Raw genomic sequence first — 18,446 nt, 5'->3', positions numbered from 1 at the left:
AATAAAGCAGTACTCTTTTATTAGGGACAAGACATGGGAAAGAAGATGCCTTACTGGTGGCTCTCGTGCTGCCTGATATCTGTGCCCGCTATCGCGGCAAACCCTGCGGCGATGATTAATACCGGACAATTACGCGAAACGCAGGAACTCCCCTCGTTAAACGGTCGCGTAGCGCCCGTTGCCGGCAAGGCCGCCCCCGGCACGCTTCAGCTGGATGAAGCCGTTAACCGCGCCGTGACCTGGCATCCTGCCATCAGTGAAGCCGTCGGCAAGCTTTATCAGCAGAGCGAAAATGTGGACGTCGCCAAATCAAAATATTACCCACAAATCAACGCTGGCATGGATAACGGCTATACCCACGACGGCGACGATAACGGCTTTACCCCCTCGCTGGTGCTTTCCCTTTCGCAGATGCTCTATGACTTTGGCAAAGTCGCCAGCCAGGTGCGCGCTGAAAACGCGGGCGTCGCCCAGCAGCAGGCTAACGTGCTGGTAAGCATCGACACCATCGCCCACGATACCGCCATCGCCATGGTGCAGGTGCAAACCTGGCAGCAGATGGTCGAGACGGCCAAAGAACAGCTGGACGCCCTGACCTCCATCGGCTCGCTGACTAAGCTGCGTAATGACGAAGGCGCCACGTCGCTCTCTGACGTGGTGCAGACCGACGCCCGTATCGAAGGCGCGCGCGCGCAGCTGATGCAGTATCAGGCCAGCCTCGACAGCTCGCGCGCCACGCTGATGAGCATGCTCGGCTGGGACAGCCTGAACGCGGTCAGCAATGAGTTTCCGCAGAGCCTGGCCCGCAGCTGCGACATCGCCGAGCCGGACGATCGTCTGGTGCCCTCGGTGTTAGCCGCCTGGGCGCAGGCCAACGTCGCGCAGGCTAACCTTGACTACGCCAACGCGCAGATGACCCCTACCGTCTCGCTGGAGCCGGAGGTTCGCCACTATCTTAACGACCGTTACTCCGGCAACGAAACCCGCGACCGCACCCAGTACTCCGCGTGGGTAAAGGTGCAGATGCCGCTCTATCAGGGCGGCGGCCTCACCGCCCGGCGTAACGCCGCCGGACACGCGGTGGAATCCGCCCAGTCCACCATTCAGCGCACCCGTCTTGAGGTGCGGCAAAAGCTGCTGGAGGCGCGCAGTCAGGTGATGAGCCTGATGAGCACGCTTCAGATCCAGGGGCGTCAGGAAGCGCTCAGCGCCCGCACCCGCGAGCTGTATCAGCAGCAGTATCTCGATCTCGGTTCGCGCCCGCTGCTCGACGTGCTCAACGCCGAGCAGGAGGTTTATCAGGCGCGCTTTACCCAGCAGCAAACCGCCGGACAGCTGCATCAGCTTCAGCTGAACTGCCTCTACCAAACCGGACGCCTGCGTCACGCGTTCGATCTTGAAAACCGCACCATCCAGACCGTGGAGATCCAGCCATGAAGCAACGCGATATCCCGCAGGGTGAAAACATGACGGATGAGGCGCTGGAGCAGTGGGCGCAGGCGTTTGGCTATGTGGCGACGCGCTATCGCGTTGCCTGCTCGCCAGGCTCGCTCGTCGCGGGCGCGCCGTGGCTGAAAGGCAAACCGATGGTGCCCGCGCTGACTCAGCTCGCCCGTGAAGCCGGGCTGACCTTCCAGATGCTGACGGCCGATCAGCAGTCCATCAACAGCTGGCGTCTGCCGGTGGTGGTGGAGCTGAACGACGGCAAAATCGGCGTGATCGACAATTTCGACGGCGAGGATACGCTGGAGGTCAGCTTTTTCGACGACAGCACGCACACCAACCGCCTGTCGATGAGCGCGATGCTGCCCGCCATCCGCCACGTTATTGCCCTGCGTCCGCTGGCGGCGCTGAAGGACAGCCGCGTGGATGCCTATATCTCAAAATACCGCCCGGACTGGCTCTACCGGCTGGTGATGCGCGACCTGCGCCCTTACAGCTGGGTAATGCTGGCGGCGCTCTTTATCAACGTGCTCTCCCTTTCCGGCATTGTGTTTTCCATGCAGGTGTACGACCGGGTGATCCCCGCCCAGTCCTACCCGACGCTCTACGTGCTGACCATTGGGGTACTGATCGCCACGCTGTTTGGCTTTGTGTTGCGCGTGGCGCGCGGGCACATTATGGATCTGCTGGGCAAGCGCTCGGATCTGCGCGTGTCGGATCGCGTGTTTGGCCACGCGCTGCGGCTGCGCCACAGCGCCATTCCGCGATCGACGGGAAGCTTTATCTCCCAGCTGCGCGAGCTGGAGCAGATCCGCGAGATGGTCACCTCCTCCACTATTTCCACCATCGTCGATCTGCCGTTCTTTATCCTGTTCGTGATCGTGCTGGCGATCATCGCCCCGCAGCTGGCGTGGATCGCCCCGGTCGCGGCGCTGATCATGGTCCTGCCCGGCCTGCTGCTGCAAAAGAAGCTGGCGGAGCTGGCGAAGCAGTCGGCGCATGAATCCACCCTGCGCAACGCGGTGCTGGTGGAGAGCGTGCAGGGGCTGGAGGACATCAAGCTGATGCAGGCGGAGAACCGCTTTTTGCAGCAGTGGAACAGCTATATCCAGATCACCGCCGAATCCGGTCTGCGCACCCGCGAGCTGACCCAGAACCTGATCAGCTGGGGGATGACCATCCAGAGCCTGGTCTATGCCGGGGTGATCGTGGTGGGCGCGCCGATGGTGATCGACGGCACCTTAACCACCGGTTCGGTGGTGGCCGCCTCGATGCTGGCCTCGCGGATGATCGCCCCGATGGCGACGCTGTGCGGCGTGCTGGCCCGCTGGCAGCAGGTTAAGGCGGCCAAAGAGGGGCTGGACAGCATTATGCAGCTGCCGACCGAGAACCAGCGCGAAGAGACGCCGATCCGCCAGGACGTGCTGCGCGGCCACTATCTTTTCGAGCAGGCGCAGTTCCGCTATCACCCGGAAGATCCGCGCATGGCGCTGCGCATTAACCGCCTGGAGATCAAAGCGGGCGAAAAAGTGGCGATCCTCGGGCGCAACGGTGCGGGGAAATCAACCCTGCTACAGGCGATGGCGGGTGGAATGGATCTGGCGGGCGGCGAGCTGCGGCTCGACAACCTCAGCCTGCCGCATCTGGACGTGGCGGACGTGCGGCGAAACGTCGGCTTTATGACCCAGAACGCGCGGCTGTTTTACGGCACCCTGCGCGAAAACATCACGCTCGGCATGCCCCGCGCCACCGACGAAGAGATCTTCGAGGTGCTGGAGATGTGCGGCGCGGCCAGCTTTGTGCAGAAGCTGCCGAAGGGGCTGGATTACCCGATTATGGAGAACGGCGTCGGGCTGTCCGGCGGACAGCGGCAGTCCATCCTGCTGGCGCGGATGCTGCTGCGCGACCCGAATATCGTGCTGATGGACGAACCGACCGCCTCCCTGGATGAACACACCGAGCGGGAATTTATTCAGCGTCTCGGGGCATGGCTTGGCAACCGTACGCTGGTGGTTGCTACCCACCGCGTGCCGGTGCTGGAGCTGGTGGAGCGCGTGGTGGTGCTTAAAGACGGCATGCTGGTGATGGACGCGCCAAAAGCACAGGCGCTGAACAACAGCCGTATGCAGCAACAGCAGCAGGCAACCGGACGGGAGTGGAAAAATGAAAATCAGTCAGCGTGACGTCGCCGCAGTAGAAGATCTGGATAACGCGCTCGACTCCGAAAGCGGTTATACCGGCGCCCGGCGCATCGTTTTCTTCTCCCTGGTGATGTTTGTGGTGCTCGGCATCTGGGCGTGGTTCGGGGTGCTGGACGAAGTCTCAACCGGCACCGGAAAAGTGATCCCCAGCTCGCGCGAGCAGGTGTTGCAGTCGCTGGATGGGGGGATCCTCACCGAGCTGAACGTGCACGAAGGCGATCAGGTGCAGGCCGGACAGGTGCTGGCGCGGCTGGATCCTACCCGCTCGGAATCTAACGTTGGCGAAAGCGCGGCGCGCTACCGCGCGTCGCTGGCCTCCAGCGCGCGCCTGTACGCCGAGGTCAACGACCTCCCGCTGAAATTCCCCCCTTCGCTGGCGAAATGGACCGACCTGACCGCCGCCGAAACGCGGCTCTACAATTCGCGGCGCGCCCAGCTGGAGGATACGCAGCGTGAACTCCGCTCCGCGTTAGCGCTGGCCAATAAAGAGCTGGCGATCACCCAGCGGCTGGTAAAAACCGGGGCCGCCAGCCACGTGGAGGTGCTGCGCCTGCAACGGCAGAAAAGCGACCTGGAGCTGAAGCTCACCGACGTGCGTTCTCAGTATTACGTGCAGGCCCGTGAAGCGCTGTCGAAGGCCAACGCTGAGGTGGACATGGTGTCAGCGATCCTGAAAGGTCGGGAGGATTCCGTTACCCGCCTGACGGTGAAATCGCCGGTGCGCGGGATCGTGAAAAACATCAAGGTGACCACCATCGGCGGCGTCATACCGCCCAACGGCGAGCTGATGGAAATTGTGCCGGTGGACGATCACCTGCTGATTGAAACCCGCCTCTCGCCGCGCGACATCGCCTTTATCCACCCTAATCAGGAAGCGCTGGTGAAAATCACCGCCTACGATTACGCGATTTACGGCGGGCTGCACGGGGTGGTGGAAACCATTTCGCCGGACACCATTCAGGACGAAGCGAAGCCGGAGGTGTTCTATTACCGCGTATTCATTCGCACCAGCCAGGATTATCTGGTGAACAAGGAGGGCAGGCATTTTTCGATTGTGCCGGGGATGATTGCGACGGTGGATATTAAGACCGGAGAGAAAACGGTGCTGGATTATATGATTAAGCCGTTTAACCGGGCGAAAGAGGCGCTGAGGGAACGGTAGTTAAACGCCGGGCGGCGGCTACGATCTTCTCCCTCACCCTCTCCCCAAAGGGGCGAGGGGATGATTCGCTGCTCGCATTAATTTGTGGCGATTCCTCCGCCCCGTGGGACAGGGCCGGAGGGAGGGCATCATGCCGCACCCACACCGCAATACGTTTTTTCTGGAATCCGCTTCGAAGAAACCGCTTTTAATGACGCCTTCCGCTTTCCTTCAGCCTGCATCAGGGTAACATAGCTGCCAATCAAAACGCACTTGCGCACTGTGCAAGAGTGCATTACTATCCACATAGCTTCATGGACTGGAGCTCATAAGCACTATGATTAATCATTTTCGTGATCAATGGCTTAAGGATTTTTTTCTGTATGGGAAATCCAGCAATGTCATCCCTTCAAGCCTTGAATCAGCCTTAGGGAGGAAGCTGGATATGATCAACGCTGCCACCTCGCACCGGGATCTGAGATCCCCGCCAGGCAATATGTATGAATCGCTGAATCCCCCGCTCGCAGGGTACTCGGCGATTCGCGTGAACAGGCAATACAGGTTGGTATTCAGGTGGTCAGAGGGCAAAGCAGACGATCTCTACCTCTCTCCCCACAAGTACACGCCATACAAATGAGGCATTACCTATGACTCTTCAACAGGCTCTACGCAAACCCACCACGCCGGGCGACGTGTTGCAGTATGAATATCTTGAGCCGCTCAATCTGAAAATTAGCGATCTTGCGGAAATGCTTAACGTGCACCGTAACACCATCAGTGCTCTCGTTAATAATAATCGTAAACTGACGGCCGATATGGCATTAAGACTGGCCAAGGCGTTTGATACCACCATTGAATTCTGGTTGAACCTACAGCTAAACGTCGACGTCTGGGAAGCGCAAACCGATTCCCGGACTCAGGAGGAGTTGAGCCGTATAAAGACGGTCGCGGAAATTATGGCAAAAAGGAAATCAGGCCAGCCGGATGTGGCCTGATCGGTCGTTTACCCCGGTACGATATTGACCGCACCGGGTTTCACGCGTATTTACAGGGAGATTTTCAGGCGTCGAACCGCTTCTTTCAGCTGTTCATCCGTTGGGGTAACGAACGACATGCGCAGCGTTGTCTGGTCCGGTTCGTTGCAGTAGAAGAACTCACCTGGCACAAACACCACGCCGTTGCTCAACGTTTTTTCCAGCCATTTCGTCGTATTCATGCCGTTGTTCATTTTTGCCCACAGGAACATGCCGCCCTTCGGCTTGTGGAACGACATCACGTCGCCCAGCTCGGCTTCCAGTTCCGTTGCAAACGTCTGGTATTTCTGGCGATAGGCCTCGCGGATCATTTTAATCTGGTTCGCCAGACGCCCGGTTTTCAGATACTCGTAGGTCATCAGCTGCGACAGCGTGCTGGTGTGCAGATCGGTAGTTTGCTTGAGGTTCACCACCGCGCGCTTCAGCCATTCCGGCACCAGCACCCAGCCCACGCGGGTGCCCGGCGCGAGAATTTTAGAGAAGGTAGAGGTGTACACCACGTTATCCTCATTGCCGATATCTTTCGCATGGGCAATCAGCGGGCGGAACGCTTCGTCGGTGTAATTGATCTCGCTGTACGGGTCGTCTTCGATAATCACGAAGTCGTAGCGCTTCGATAATTCCACCAGCTGTTTACGGCGCGCTTCGGAGAGCGTCACGCCGCCGGGGTTACCGAAGGTTGGCACGATATAGACCGCCTTGATGGTTTTCTTCGCCACCAGCGCTTCCAGCTCATCCACTTTCATGCCATCGCCGTCGGTGCCGACGGATTCAAAATTCGCCTGTGCCAGGCCAAAGACCTGCAACGCGGCGAGGTAGGTAGGACGCTCAACGACGACCGTATCGCCTGGGTTAATTAACGCACGCGCCAGCACGTCCAGAGACTGTTGCGAGCCCGAGGTGATGACCACGTCATCGGCTTTACAGGCGATGCCGCGTCCTTCGCAGATACGCTGGATCTCTTCGCGCAGCCCCGGGACGCCTTCCGTCAGGCCGTACTGGAACGCTTCGCCAAAATGCTGAGACAGCACGGCATCAGCAGCGATTTTTAAACCTTCGTGATCGAACAGGTCCGGGTTGGGAATACCGCCACCCAGCGAAATCACGCCTGCCATTTTGCTATGTTTTAATAATTCACGAATGGCAGAGGATTGCAGGCCCTGCGCGCTGCTGGCGAGTTTGTTTGCAGACATTCTTTGCTTACCTTCTTTTTTTATAGTGTGCCCAATCTTAGCAGAATATGCGCAATAAATTCCGTTAGCTTAGGCAGCGGACGCAAATCCTGACGCCACAGTAAATGCACCGGCCTCGGCGCGGGTGTGAATGCCTCCAGCACCCGTACCAGCCTGCCGCTCGCCAGCTCTTCCGCCACCAGCACTTCCGGTTGCAGCAACAGTCCAGCCCCGGCTCGCGCCGCCATGCGTAACCCGTAGCCGTCATTGCACCTTAAGACGGCATCCCGCTTCCAGCGCACTTCGCCTTCAACACCCGGCAGCCGCCACTCGTTACGCGCCGTCCATACCGTGTGCGACAGGCACAGATGATCCACCAGATCGGCTGGCGTTTGCGGCGTACCGTGGCGCGCCAGATATTCCGGCGCGGCGCAGATCGTCATGTTGTAGGGACACAGGTATTTCGCCACCAGATCGTCATGACGAATCTCACCGATGCGAATGGCCAGATCGACCCCTTCTTCTACCAGATCGACCATTCGATTGGTGAGATCCAGCTCGATGCGCACTTCCGGGTAGCGCTGTAAAAACGAGGCGGTCAGGGGCGCGATAACGCAGCCGCCAAACGACGTGGGGGCCGTCACGCGCAGGGTGCCGGCAGGTGCGGCACGCAGACGTTCAACCGCGTTTTCGGCAATCGAGACCTGCTCCAGCACGCGCCTTGTCTCTTCGTAATAAACGCGCCCGGCATCCGTCAGGCTCTGGCGGCGGGTGTTGCGCTCCAGCAGCCGCGTGCCGAGCTGCGATTCCAACTGTGCAATATACTTCCCGACCATCACCGCCGACATCTCCAGCCGCGACGCCGCGCCGGTAAAGCTGCCGCTCTCTACCACCGCGATAAACGTCTCCATTCCGCGAAGCTTATCCATATTCCAAATCTCTGGTTAGCAATCATCTAACTTTAGCCCAGTTTATCTGATTTTTTATTTATTAAAGAATGAGGGCTCACAACATGAGGAGTCGGATATGAAAATCGTCATTATTGGTGCCAGCGGTACGGTCGGTCGTGCAGTCGCAGAAGAGTTAAGCCAACGCCACGAGACGATCCGCGTGGGTCGCACGCAGGGCGATCGTCAGGTGGATATCACCTCTCAGGCGAGCGTACAGGCGTTGTTCGAAAAAATCGGCCCGGTGGATGCGATCGTCTCCGCAACCGGAGGGGTGCACTTCGGCCCGCTCGCAACTATGACCGACGGCGAGTTCAACCAGGGCTTGCAGGATAAGCTGCTGGGGCAGGTTCGTCTGGCGCTGACCGGTCAGCACTACCTGAACGAAGGCGGTTCGATTACGCTGATAAGCGGGATTGTGGCGCACGAGCCGATTGCACAGGGCGTCAACGCCACCACGGTAAACGCGGCGCTGGAAGGGTTTGTCCGCGCCGCGGCCTGTGAACTGCCGCGCGGGATCCGCATTAACCTGATTAGCCCGACGGTGCTGACGGAATCCGCCGAAGCGTATGATGGCTTCTTCCCCGGCTTTGAAAGCGTTCCCGCCGCGAGCGTGGCGCAGGCCTACCGCCGCAGCGTGGAAGGGGTGCAGAGCGGTCGGGTATATAAAGTCGGTTATTAAGCCTTACGGGCGGCGATGAGCACCAGCATCGGGCGCTCCGCCTCTTCAGCCAGCGCGGGCCAGGCGTCAACCTGCGCCTGCGTTGGCCCCCACTCATTGACTTCACTTATCGTTAATCCCGCCTTGACCAGCGCGTTGAGGACCGTACCCAGCGTGCGGTGATATTTGATGACCCCCTCTGCCAGCCAGTTGCTGACGCGCTTGCCTTCGTCCTGATAATGGTTAACGCCCCAGAACCGCTCGCCGTTGTCGTCGGTGAGCCAGCCCTGACGGGTGGCGCAGGTGTAAATCGGGTGTTCCATCGAGAAGACCAGGCTGCCGCCGGGTTTGAGCGCGCGCTGGACGTTGGCGAATAGTATGTCCAGTTGCGGCAGGTAGTGCAGCGCCAGCGAGCTGTAGACCAGATCGAGACTGTTTTCGCGAAGCTGAAGAGAGTCGAGATCGCTACGCTGATAGTGAATCTGCGCGTCATCCGTCAGTTCAGCCGCGCGGGCCAGCATTTTTTCTGATATATCGACGCCCGTAACGTCGCAAGCGCCCAGCTCGCGCGCCACGCGGCAGAACCAGCCGTAGCCGCAGCCGAGATCGATAACCGATTTTCCGGTTAAACCCGGCAGCATCGCCTTAAGCGCAGGCCACTCCGGCGCGCCGTCCAGCCCCTGCACCGAGCGCGGAAGCTGAGCGTAGCCTTCAAAAAACGCCGGGTTGTCGTTGATGTTTTGTGCCATGACGGACTCCTTTATCGCAACAGAGGCAAGGGTAAAGCCCCCCTCGCCCGTTGGCAACGTATCCGTCTAATAAATCACAGCCTGCGCCGGATTTTCTCCACCATGGCTGTGGTTGAGATCCCGTAGCGGTCATGAAGGGTTGGCAACGCGCCCGCATCAAGGAACGCGTCCGGCAGCGCGACGGTATCGAAATCCACGTTCACGCGGTTGCGCATCAACAGCGACGCGACGGCTTCGCACAACCCGCCTACGCTGCTGTGGTTTTCCGCCACAATGACCAGCCGTCCCGGCTTCGCGGCCTGCGCCAGGATCGTCTCTTCGTCCAGCGGCTTAATGGTGGGCGAGTGCAGCACCGCCACGCTGACGTTATCCTTACGCAGTTGCTTCGCCGCTTCCAGCGCACGCATGGTCATCAGGCCTGAGGCGACGATCAGGACATCGCTCCCCTCTTCCAGCAGCGCAGCTTTGCCAAGCTTAAACTGGTAGTTGTACTGGTCCAGCACCACCGGCACCTTGCCGCGCAGCAGGCGCATATAGACAGGGCCATCGTGCGCTGCCATCGCCGGCACCGCCTGTTCCGTGTCGATTGCGTCACAGGGATCGATAATCGTCATGCCCGGAATACCGCGCATAATCGCAATATCTTCCGTCGCCTGGTGGCTCGGCCCGTAACCGGTGGTTAGCCCCGGCAGCGCCGCGCAGATCTTCACGTTCAGGTGCTCTTCAGCAATCACCTGATGGATAAAGTCGTAGGCGCGGCGGGTAGCGAAGACGGCATAGGTTGTGGCGAAAGGAATAAAGCCCTCTTTCGCCATGCCGCCCGCGGCCCCCATCAGCAGCTGTTCGGCCATGCCCATCTGGAAGAAGCGTTCCGGGTAGGCCTGGGCAAAGATATGCAGATCGGTGTATTTGGACAGATCCGCCGTCATACCGACGATCTCCGGTCGCTGTTCCGCCAGCTTTACCAGCGCGTGGCCGAACGGTGCGGCGCGCGTCTCCTGGCCCTCTTCCGCGATAGAGGCAATCATCGCCGACGTGGTTAAACGCGGTTTTTTCTCCGTGGTCTGGCTCATTACAGCACTCCTTCAGGTTTGTTGGCATCCAGCACGGCGAGTGCCTTTTGCCACTCGTCAGCATCCACGCGAATAAAATGGTTCTTGTCACGCTTTTCGAGGAACGGCACGCCCTTGCCCATCAGCGTGTCGCACAAAATGACGCGCGGCTGGTTTTCCGGGTAGCGTTTGGCATTATCAAACGCCGTCACCAGCGCAGGAACATCGTTGCCGTTCACGCGCTGCACGTACCAGCCGAAGGAGGTCCATTTATCCTCCAGCGGCTCAAAGCCGAGGATCGCGTGCGAGTTGCCATCCGCCTGCTGGCGGTTAATGTCCACCAGCACGATCAGGTTCGACAGGCCGTGATGTGCCGCCGACATTGCCGCTTCCCAGGTTGACCCTTCGTCCAGCTCGCCGTCCGACATGGAGTTAACGACCCATGCCGCGCTCTGCTTGTGCTTCAGCCCCAACGCCATGCCAACGCCAATGCTTAAGCCCTGCCCCAGCGAACCGCCGGAGATCTCCATACCTGGTGTGTAGGTTGCCATACCGGACATCGGCAGGCGGCTGTCGTCCGCACCGTAGGTCTCCAGCTCCTCTTCAGGAACGATCCCGGCTTCAATCAGGGCCGCATAACAGGCAATGGCGTAATGGCCGTGGGAGAGCAGAAAACGGTCACGCCCTTCCCACTCCGGCTCGCCCGGCTTAAGGTTCATTCCGTGGGTAAACGCGGTGGCCAGCACATCGGCATAGCCCAGCGCCTGCCCGATGTAGCCCTGCCCCTGCACTTCGCCCATGCGCAGCGCGTAGCGGCGAATGCGCCAGGCCGCGGCGACAACCTGTTGAACTGTGGTATCCGTCATCGTCGTATCTCCTTAATGGATCAGCATCCCGCCGTTCACGTCGAGCGTGATACCGGTGGAGTAAGAAGAGAGGTCGCTGCCGAGGAACAGCGCGGCACGGGCAATATCCTGCGCGTCTCCGAGGCGGTTAAGCGGAATGCCCGCCAGAATGGACGTTTTCATCTCATCGCTCAGCTTGCCTGCGGTGATGTCCGTCTGGATAAGACCCGGCGTGATGCAGTTTACGCGCACGTTGTCGGGCCCCAGTTCACGCGCCATAGCTTTTGCCAGTCCCAGCACACCCGCTTTTGCAGCGCTGTAGTGTGGGCCGCCGAAGATGCCGCCGCCGCGCTGGGCCGATACCGATGAAATGCAGACGATGCTGCCCGACTTTTGCGCGCGCATAGTGGGAATAACCGCCTGGGACATTAGCAGCGTGCCGCGCAGGCTGACGTCAAGCACCGCATCGTAATTTTCGCGTTTGATATCCATCAGCTTGATCGGCTGAGTAATGCCGGCGTTATTCACCAGAATATCGATGCGCCCGTATTTCCCCAGCACCTGCTCAATGGCGGCATTAACCTGTAATTCATTGCTGACGTTCGCCGCAAGGCCCAGATGTTCGTCGCCCAGGCTCGCGGCGGCAGCCCGGCTGGCTTCAGCGTTTAAATCGATAATCACCACTTTCGCACCCTGTTCGGCATATAATTTCGCCGTAGCGAAACCCAAACCGCGTACGGAAGCCGCGCCGGTAATAACGGCGACTTTATTTTTCAGTAGCATATATTTACTCCATTCGGACAAGAGAGATTTAATGATTTATTTCGGTTCTTCCAGCAGCATAATCATAATTAAGCCAATGGCTGCGCAAATACCGAAATAAATAAACACGGAATTAAAACTACCTGTTTTATCCAGCAGATAACCTGCCAGCATCGGGGAAACAAATCCGCCGAGATTACCGCCACTGTTGATGATGGACGCGGCAATGGGATAGGTTTTATTGTCTGCAACAGCCATGCCATAAGCTGTAAAAGCAGGCCAGCCAATATTCAGACAGAGGCCGACAAAAAATAGCCCGACGCAAACCGCCACGGTGCTTTGCGGAATATTCAGCATAATGACCATCATTAAAACGGTGCTGATGGCGGTAAACATCATGGTCGGTTTACGTCGGCGGCCGAGCAGTTTGTCGGAGACGTAGCCGCCAAAAATCGCACCGATAAATCCACCGATGCACGGCATGCTGGCGACCAGCCCCATGCTCATAAACGTAAAGCCTTTCTCTTTCACCAGATAGAGCGGGATCCACGTCAACAGTCCGTACAGCACGCTGACCATCATAAAATAGGCTACGCAGTCGCCGAGAATATTCTTCGAGGTAAACAGCCCTTTCACCGTGCTTACCGGGGCTAACTCCCGCACGCGGATCAGCCGATCGAGGCGTGCAAAGCCCGGTGAAATCACGATGTTTTCACGTCTGGCGTCCGGCGTCTCCTGACCGGCGGTAATGGTCTCCAGCTCCGCTTTAGAGACGAATGCGCTCTCGGACGGCTTCGTGCGTACCAGCAGATACCACAGGACGGCAATGACCAATCCTGGGATCGCAAAGGAGAAGAAGACCCAGCGCCAGCCCCAGGTCATGGCGATCCACACGGCCAGCGGCGGCACGAGGATGGGCGCGAACATGGTGGCGGCGATGTAGACGCCCGTGGCCGTGGCCTTCTCCTTTGGCGGAAACCAGTTATTGATGGTGGAGGCCAGCCCGACCGGGCACGGCCCCTCTGTTAACCCCAGCCCCAGGCGGATACACTTCAGGCCCAGAACCGAGGTTGCGGTGCCCATCAGCCAGGTAAAGGCAGAGAAGCCGAATATCGACAGTGCCACCATGCCGCGAATTCCCTTTTTGGCAATAAAAAAGCCCGCAGGAATTTGGCTCAGGGCATATCCCAAAAAAAACATGCTGGCGATAGCACCGGCTTCGAAATTATTGATATGAAATTCGTCAATGATAAACGGCAGTACCGCACCAATATTTGTTCGGTCAGCATAGTTAATGGCATAAACAATAAAAATTAATGCCAGCACAACGAAACGGTAATTGGTTTTTTTAGTCTTTATGTAGGGGACAGCTTGTTCTATACGAGACATAACTTACCTCATTATTCGAACACCGTGAGTCGTTTTATTATTGCGTTCAACGTCAATATATCGGCTCACCCATGAAACGCCATTCAATAAAGCTCATTTATTGCTGAGATAAATTTGATTCGCGATACAGCTCAAAAAAAATAACATCGGGATAAAATTGCCCGCTCGCAGTCACAATGTTATGTTTTTTATCAATTATCGTGTAAGGAGTAGGCCATGTCCGCGCAGGATCGCCAGACGTTATCGCTGCCCTCGCTCAGAAATTTGCAGGCGTTTATCGCCGTTGCTAACGCCCTGAGCATTCATCAGGCGGCGGAACAGCTCAACGTCACGCCTTCGGCGGTAAGCCACCAGATCGCGTCGCTGGAATCGTGGCTGGGCAAGAAATTATTTATCCGCAGCGGCAAAGGGGTTCAACTCACCCCGACGGGAGAAAAATATCTGCGGGAGGTCTCGGCGGCGATGAGCGCCATTGGGCGCGCCACCGATCAGATCGTGAAAGAAAAAGACAATGCTGTGCTTCGCGTGCACTCTTCCCCCACCTTCGGACTGTCATGGCTGTTGCGCCGTCTGGGCAGATTCCGCGCCGAATATCCTGATATCACCATCAATCTCACCTGCTCCTATGAGAACCAGCAGTTCGCCAGAGATAATATCGACATTGATATCCGTCATGGTATTCCGGACTGGGATGCTTACCGGGTGATGACCATTAAAAACGACACTCTGGTAGTATTGGCCTCGCCGGGCTATGCAGAAGAGCATCCCATCAGCACGCCCGCCGATCTGCTGCAACAGTCGCTTATCTCCTCCACCAGCACTCTGGTGAACTGGGAAAAATGGTTCGCCTGGCACAATATCGACAGGCCCTGGCTCAATTTCAGCCTCAGCTTCGACCGTTCCTATATGAGCTTTGAAGCGGCGCGCATGGGGCTGGGGTTTATTCTGGAGAGCAAAATGATGGCTACCGATCACCTGAAGGATGGCTCGCTGGTACAGGTTCTGCCGGATGAGATGGGAATCGCCATTAACGCGCATCATCTGGTGATGCCGCACATGAACGAACGCGCGTGGAAGATCCAGCAGTTCGTCGAGTGGATTGATCGGGAGTTGCGATTGTCGGGGTATCACCTGTAGCGATACCCCATCGTGGCGTCAGGCGACCGTGCCCCAGACGAGGTTCCCCTTGTGGAACGTCGCGGTGCGCGGAGAAATGCGCGCCACCGCCTCGGCGGAACAGGAGGCGTCCACCAGCACAAAGCTGGCGTCGTCCTGCGCTTTCGGCCAGATGCGTTCACCTTTATCGTTCAGCGGCAGCACGTCGCCGGTGGCGATGCCAAGCGCGCGGGAGAGCGTCTGCTCGTTCGGGCGAATATAGAGCTGGGCGTACAGATTAGCTTTCTCCAGCATGTCCCCGAGACCGTACGGTGACCAGTGGTCGATCACGCTGTCGGTGCCCGTCATCACGAACACGCCCTTCTCCCGCAGCTGCTTCAGCGGCATGTGCAGGGTGCCAATCGGCACGGTGGAGGCGATGGTCACCTGCTGCGCCGCCATGCGGGTGGCAATCTCATCCACCTGCTGCTCGTTGAGCGTCGCCAGTGCGAAGGCGTGGCTGATGGTCAGCTTACCCTTCAGCGCCGGCGTTTTCTCCACGGTTTCCACCATGTAATTCACCGCCGCTACGCCCGCCGGGCTGGTTTCGTGCAGGTGAATATCCACCCCTTTGTCGTAGTCCAGCGCAATCTGGAACATGGTATCGAGCGATTTTTCCATCGCGCCGTCAACGCTGGTTGGGTCCAGCCCGCCCACGTAGTGCGCCCCGGCCTGCATCGCCTCGCGCATCAGCTTTTCAGAGTTGGAGAGCAGCAGACCGTGCTGCGGGAAGGCAACGATTTCGCAGTCGAAACCTGCGCTGCGGCGCGCCAGCACCGCCTGCAAATTCTCCAGGTTTTTCAGGCCGGAAACCGGCTCAATATTGCAGTGGCTGCGGGCAATCGTGGATCCTTTCGACTGGATCAGGTCGATCAGCTTTTCTGCGCGCGCCTGGGTGTAAGGCTGTAACTCCGGCAGCAGCGTCTGCTCCAGGCGGATCATGTCCTGAATAGTGGTGCCCGCCGGGCGGTTGAGCGACCGCCACGGGCCGCCGTAGAAGGTTTTATCCAGATGGATGTGCATGTCGCGCATCGCCGGAAGCATCAGTTTCTTACCCGCGTCGTAGTGCGGCAGCGCGGCGTCGGCGTGGCTGTTGTTATCGCGCAGGGCGACGATTTTACCGTCTTTGATCTCCAGCGTTTTCAGCTCGGTGCGGGTGCTCGTCGCCACGCTGCCGTCGACGTTGAACCCGGCCTCCAGCAGCACGTTGTCCAGATAGTAATGTTTTGCGGTGATGTTCATCGGTTTCCCCGTCTCGCAGGTTGCCTTTGCAGAGTCGGCAGCATACGCGACGGAGCCGGTTGCGCCAAACAGCGCGCAGGCGGTGACCATTTTGCCGCTCTGGCTGATAAACTCGCGGCGGCTTTTGTTTTCACTCATCTTATCTTCCTTCATTAACAATGTGGGTACCCGTTTCACCGCGCAGCGCCGCGGGCAGGCAGTCCGGCGAAGTGATGATCACGCGCCTGCCGCCGTGGCGTAAAAACGCCAGCGAGGCGACGATTTTGGGCAGCATGCTGCCCGCCGGGAAGTGGCCTTCGTTCATGTAGCGCGTCATCTGCGCCACGCTGACGATGTCCAGCGCCTGCTGTTCTGGCTTGCCGAAGTTAATGCAGACTTTCTCCACGCCGGTGGTTATCACCAGCACGTCGGCGCAAATCTCACGGGCCAGCAGCGCGGTGGAGAGATCTTTATCGATAACCGCATCGACGCTCTGATAGTCCCCCTGCTCGCTGCGCACCACGGGAATGCCTCCGCCGCCCGCGCCGATGACCACAAAACCCTTCTGCGTTAGCGCCTTAATCGCATCCGCCTCGACGATGCGCAGCGGCTGGGGTGAGGCCACCACGCGGCGATAGCCCCGGCCTGAATCCTCGACAAAATGCCAGTCCGGGTGCGCGAGCTGTAGCTCGTCGCGCTGCGCCTCGCTGAAGAACGCGCCGATCGGTTTTGTCGGGTGCGTAAAGCCGGGATCGTTTTTATCCACCTCCACCTGGGTAACGACCGTGACCGCCTTCTGCTCGCCGCGCGCCGCCAGGCGGTTGTTGAGCGCCTGCTGGATCAGGTAGCCGATACCGCCCTGGGTATCCGCCACGCAGTTTGCCAGCGGGGTCAGCGGCAGCCCTTCCCGCTCGTGGGCGATCTCGGCGCGGCGCAGATCCAGCCCCACCTGCGGGCCGTTGCCGTGGGTGAGGACGATGTCATAGTCGGAGGCCAGCATTTCGAGCACCGACTCGGCCACCGCTTTGACCGCCTGCGCCTGATGTTCAACCGACTGGCTGGCGTTGTCTTTGATGATGCTGTTGCCGCCGATGGCGACGACCATAAGCTCTTTCATACGTTTTCCTTCGCAACGGTAACTTCAGCGCTCGCAACTTCGCGGCTGTCGAGGAAATGCTTCACCACAAACATCCCGCCCATCATCAGGTAGGCCGTGACGAACATCAGGGAACTGCCCTCGGCAAAGCCCACCACCGGCGCGTGGATCACGCCAAACAGCGCCAGCAGCGCACCTCCTGCGGCGGCGACGGCCCCGCGCAGCGGTTTGTTGATGATGGCGAAGATAGCGATACAGCCCCAGAGCATGCTGGCGAGCGGCGCACCGTTGCCGAGGTGCATCAGCCCCTCGTAGTAAATCCCTTTGCTGTGCAGCACGTCGGTGCCAATTTTCGCCGCGCTGGTTCCCGCCGCGCTCATCACGCTGTTCATCATGGTCAGCGCCCAGTTAGCGATCCACGGGAACAGGCAGATAAAGATGACGGGCACCTCCACTTTCGGCGTTTCCCGCACCACCTGGTTGGCGGTGACGACGCCGATAAACACCAGAATCGGCACGATAGCGGTCATCGGTATGATGGCGAGCATAAACGCCCCCAGCCCGAACAGCGGCACGATAAACATGGTCACGCCGGACGCCAGCGTGTAGCCGATGCTCGCCCCCATCGCCTTCCAGCCGGGATGGCCCACGTAGACCGTGACCGGGAACGGGTTGCCCATCAGGCAGCCAAGCATGGAAGCCAGGCCGTTTGCCAGCATTACCTTGCGGGTCGGGTACTCATCCCCCGCCGCGTGGGCGCTTTCGATGTTCTCCAGGTCAAAGATGTAGTTCGCCAGCCCCAGCGGCACAGCGGACGCCAGATACGGCAGCGCGTGCGGCAGGCCCTGCATAAAGCTGTCGACGTGAACCTCCGGCGGGTTAAAGCCGAAGGAGGACATAGACGCTTTAATGGCATCCGGGCTTTGCAGTCCGGAAATCCACGCTAATGCCGTTCCGGCAATCAGCAGCAGCAGGCCGGTCGGGATTTTGGCGAAAATCGGCTTTTTACCGAACCAGTTAATGAAGATCAGCAGCAGGACGATGAACGACACGGTGGGCGCTTCGAACGCCTGCAACATCGGGTTCATCGCCAGCAGCAGCAGGCCAAGACCGGACAGGCACGACAGCAGCACGGTACGCGGAATCATCTTGCGGATGGTCTCACCCAGGAACGAGCCGCCCGCCAGGATCATCGCTTCCACGAAGCACCACACCAGGCCAATCTGAATCGCGAAATCCGCATCCCCGGTTTGCTGGTAGACGGGCATCAGCACCAGGAAGGTCACGGTAAAAATCGAGGGTGCGCTCGGGCCGGACGGCAGCGCGGTGACGTCCGTACGTCCGGTGGCGCGCGCCATTTGCAGGCCAAACCATGTGTAGCATAAGCTCGCTACCAGCACCGCCAGCCCGAAGGCCGGCGCGATGCGTCCATAAACAATCTCCTTCGGGATGCCGACGACAAAAATGAGCAACCCCATCATGGTCAGCAAATTAGTCAGGTTGTTGGTCATCAACCCGAAATAGGCCGCCCAGTCACCTCTTTTCCACTCCAGTTTCATGTTTTTCATGGATGCATAC

Annotated in this window: 17 protein-coding genes; 7 read left to right on the top strand and 10 right to left on the bottom strand. The window is 59.0% G+C overall.

Annotation, left to right across the window (positions count from 1 at the left end; genetic code table 11):
* Window positions 1–33: 33 nt before the first annotated feature.
* From IM267_RS09360 to IM267_RS09340, 5 genes are all read left to right on the top strand, one after another.
* Window positions 34–1,437: a TolC family outer membrane protein gene (locus IM267_RS09360; protein WP_063865314.1), complete on the top strand. Its 1,404-nt coding sequence runs from the start codon at window positions 34–36 to the stop codon at window positions 1,435–1,437.
* Window positions 1,434–3,626: a type I secretion system permease/ATPase gene (locus IM267_RS09355; protein WP_193033249.1), complete on the top strand. Its 2,193-nt coding sequence runs from the start codon at window positions 1,434–1,436 to the stop codon at window positions 3,624–3,626. Before IM267_RS09360 ends, IM267_RS09355 begins: the two co-directional genes overlap by 4 nt.
* Window positions 3,607–4,806 carry an HlyD family efflux transporter periplasmic adaptor subunit gene (locus tag IM267_RS09350; protein WP_226847992.1) on the top strand — a complete coding sequence of 400 codons (1,200 nt, stop codon included), beginning with the start codon at window positions 3,607–3,609 and terminating at the stop codon, window positions 4,804–4,806. The genes IM267_RS09355 and IM267_RS09350 overlap by 20 nt, the downstream gene beginning before the upstream one ends.
* Before the next feature lie 316 nt (window positions 4,807–5,122).
* Window positions 5,123–5,422 (top strand): type II toxin-antitoxin system RelE/ParE family toxin, encoded by a 300-nt coding sequence (locus tag IM267_RS09345; protein WP_193033248.1) that lies wholly within the window; start codon window positions 5,123–5,125, stop codon window positions 5,420–5,422.
* A 10-nt stretch (window positions 5,423–5,432) separates the two neighbouring features.
* Complete coding sequence (locus tag IM267_RS09340) at window positions 5,433–5,780, top strand: HigA family addiction module antitoxin (protein ID WP_193033247.1); 348 nt, start codon at window positions 5,433–5,435, stop codon at window positions 5,778–5,780.
* 50 nt (window positions 5,781–5,830) lie between these two features.
* Here the strand turns inward: IM267_RS09340 and IM267_RS09335 are convergent, their stop codons facing one another.
* Together IM267_RS09335 and IM267_RS09330 are read right to left on the bottom strand one after the other, a co-directional pair.
* Window positions 5,831–7,012, bottom strand: coding sequence for a PLP-dependent aminotransferase family protein (locus IM267_RS09335; protein ID WP_112792777.1), 1,182 nt, complete (start codon window positions 7,010–7,012; stop codon window positions 5,831–5,833).
* 20 nt (window positions 7,013–7,032) lie between these two features.
* A complete protein-coding gene (locus tag IM267_RS09330; RefSeq protein WP_112792776.1) occupies window positions 7,033–7,920 on the bottom strand; it encodes a LysR family transcriptional regulator in 888 nt (295 codons plus the stop codon).
* 97 nt (window positions 7,921–8,017) lie between these two features.
* Here IM267_RS09330 and IM267_RS09325 point away from each other — a divergent pair, with 97 nt between their 5' ends.
* Window positions 8,018–8,620: a short chain dehydrogenase gene (locus IM267_RS09325; RefSeq protein WP_203465061.1), complete on the top strand. Its 603-nt coding sequence runs from the start codon at window positions 8,018–8,020 to the stop codon at window positions 8,618–8,620.
* On the opposite strand, the gene IM267_RS09320 is transcribed toward IM267_RS09325, so the two are convergent.
* The 5 genes from IM267_RS09320 to IM267_RS09300 all read right to left on the bottom strand — a co-directional run bounded on the left by IM267_RS09320 (window position 8,617) and on the right by IM267_RS09300 (window position 13,396).
* Window positions 8,617–9,348 (bottom strand): bifunctional 2-polyprenyl-6-hydroxyphenol methylase/3-demethylubiquinol 3-O-methyltransferase UbiG, encoded by a 732-nt coding sequence (locus tag IM267_RS09320; RefSeq protein WP_193033246.1) that lies wholly within the window; start codon window positions 9,346–9,348, stop codon window positions 8,617–8,619. The genes IM267_RS09325 and IM267_RS09320 overlap by 4 nt on opposite strands.
* A gap of 74 nt (window positions 9,349–9,422) precedes the next feature.
* Complete coding sequence (locus IM267_RS09315) at window positions 9,423–10,421, bottom strand: transketolase family protein (RefSeq protein ID WP_063451815.1); 999 nt, start codon at window positions 10,419–10,421, stop codon at window positions 9,423–9,425.
* Window positions 10,421–11,266: a transketolase gene (locus IM267_RS09310; RefSeq protein ID WP_193033245.1), complete on the bottom strand. Its 846-nt coding sequence runs from the start codon at window positions 11,264–11,266 to the stop codon at window positions 10,421–10,423. Before IM267_RS09310 ends, IM267_RS09315 begins: the two co-directional genes overlap by 1 nt.
* Window positions 11,267–11,278: 12 nt before the next feature.
* Complete coding sequence (locus IM267_RS09305; protein WP_003862216.1) at window positions 11,279–12,028, bottom strand: SDR family NAD(P)-dependent oxidoreductase; 750 nt, start codon at window positions 12,026–12,028, stop codon at window positions 11,279–11,281.
* Window positions 12,029–12,064: 36 nt separating this feature from the next.
* Entirely contained in the window at window positions 12,065–13,396 is a 1,332-nt protein-coding gene (locus IM267_RS09300) for an MFS transporter (RefSeq protein WP_193033244.1), read from the bottom strand.
* 216 nt (window positions 13,397–13,612) lie between these two features.
* On the opposite strand from IM267_RS09300, the gene IM267_RS09295 reads away from it, so the two are divergent.
* Window positions 13,613–14,533, top strand: coding sequence for a LysR substrate-binding domain-containing protein (locus tag IM267_RS09295; RefSeq protein ID WP_063451819.1), 921 nt, complete (start codon window positions 13,613–13,615; stop codon window positions 14,531–14,533).
* Between the two features lie 18 nt (window positions 14,534–14,551).
* On the opposite strand, the gene IM267_RS09290 is transcribed toward IM267_RS09295, so the two are convergent.
* From IM267_RS09290 to IM267_RS09280, 3 genes are read right to left on the bottom strand one after another with little or no spacing between them, the layout of a single operon-like run.
* Window positions 14,552–15,931: an amidohydrolase family protein gene (locus IM267_RS09290; RefSeq protein ID WP_193033243.1), complete on the bottom strand. Its 1,380-nt coding sequence runs from the start codon at window positions 15,929–15,931 to the stop codon at window positions 14,552–14,554.
* A gap of 1 nt (window position 15,932) precedes the next feature.
* Complete coding sequence (locus IM267_RS09285; RefSeq protein ID WP_193033242.1) at window positions 15,933–16,889, bottom strand: carbamate kinase family protein; 957 nt, start codon at window positions 16,887–16,889, stop codon at window positions 15,933–15,935.
* A complete protein-coding gene (locus IM267_RS09280; RefSeq protein ID WP_045260886.1) occupies window positions 16,886–18,436 on the bottom strand; it encodes a hypothetical protein in 1,551 nt (516 codons plus the stop codon). The genes IM267_RS09285 and IM267_RS09280 overlap by 4 nt, the downstream gene beginning before the upstream one ends.
* Window positions 18,437–18,446: the final 10 nt, after the last annotated feature.

The organism is Enterobacter cloacae complex sp. P15RS, assembly GCF_014895905.1.
GTDB classification, from domain to species: Bacteria; Pseudomonadota; Gammaproteobacteria; order Enterobacterales; family Enterobacteriaceae; genus Enterobacter; species Enterobacter quasihormaechei.
The sequence above is the reverse complement of the archived record's forward strand: the minus strand, read 5'-3'. Positions and strand labels throughout refer to the sequence as shown.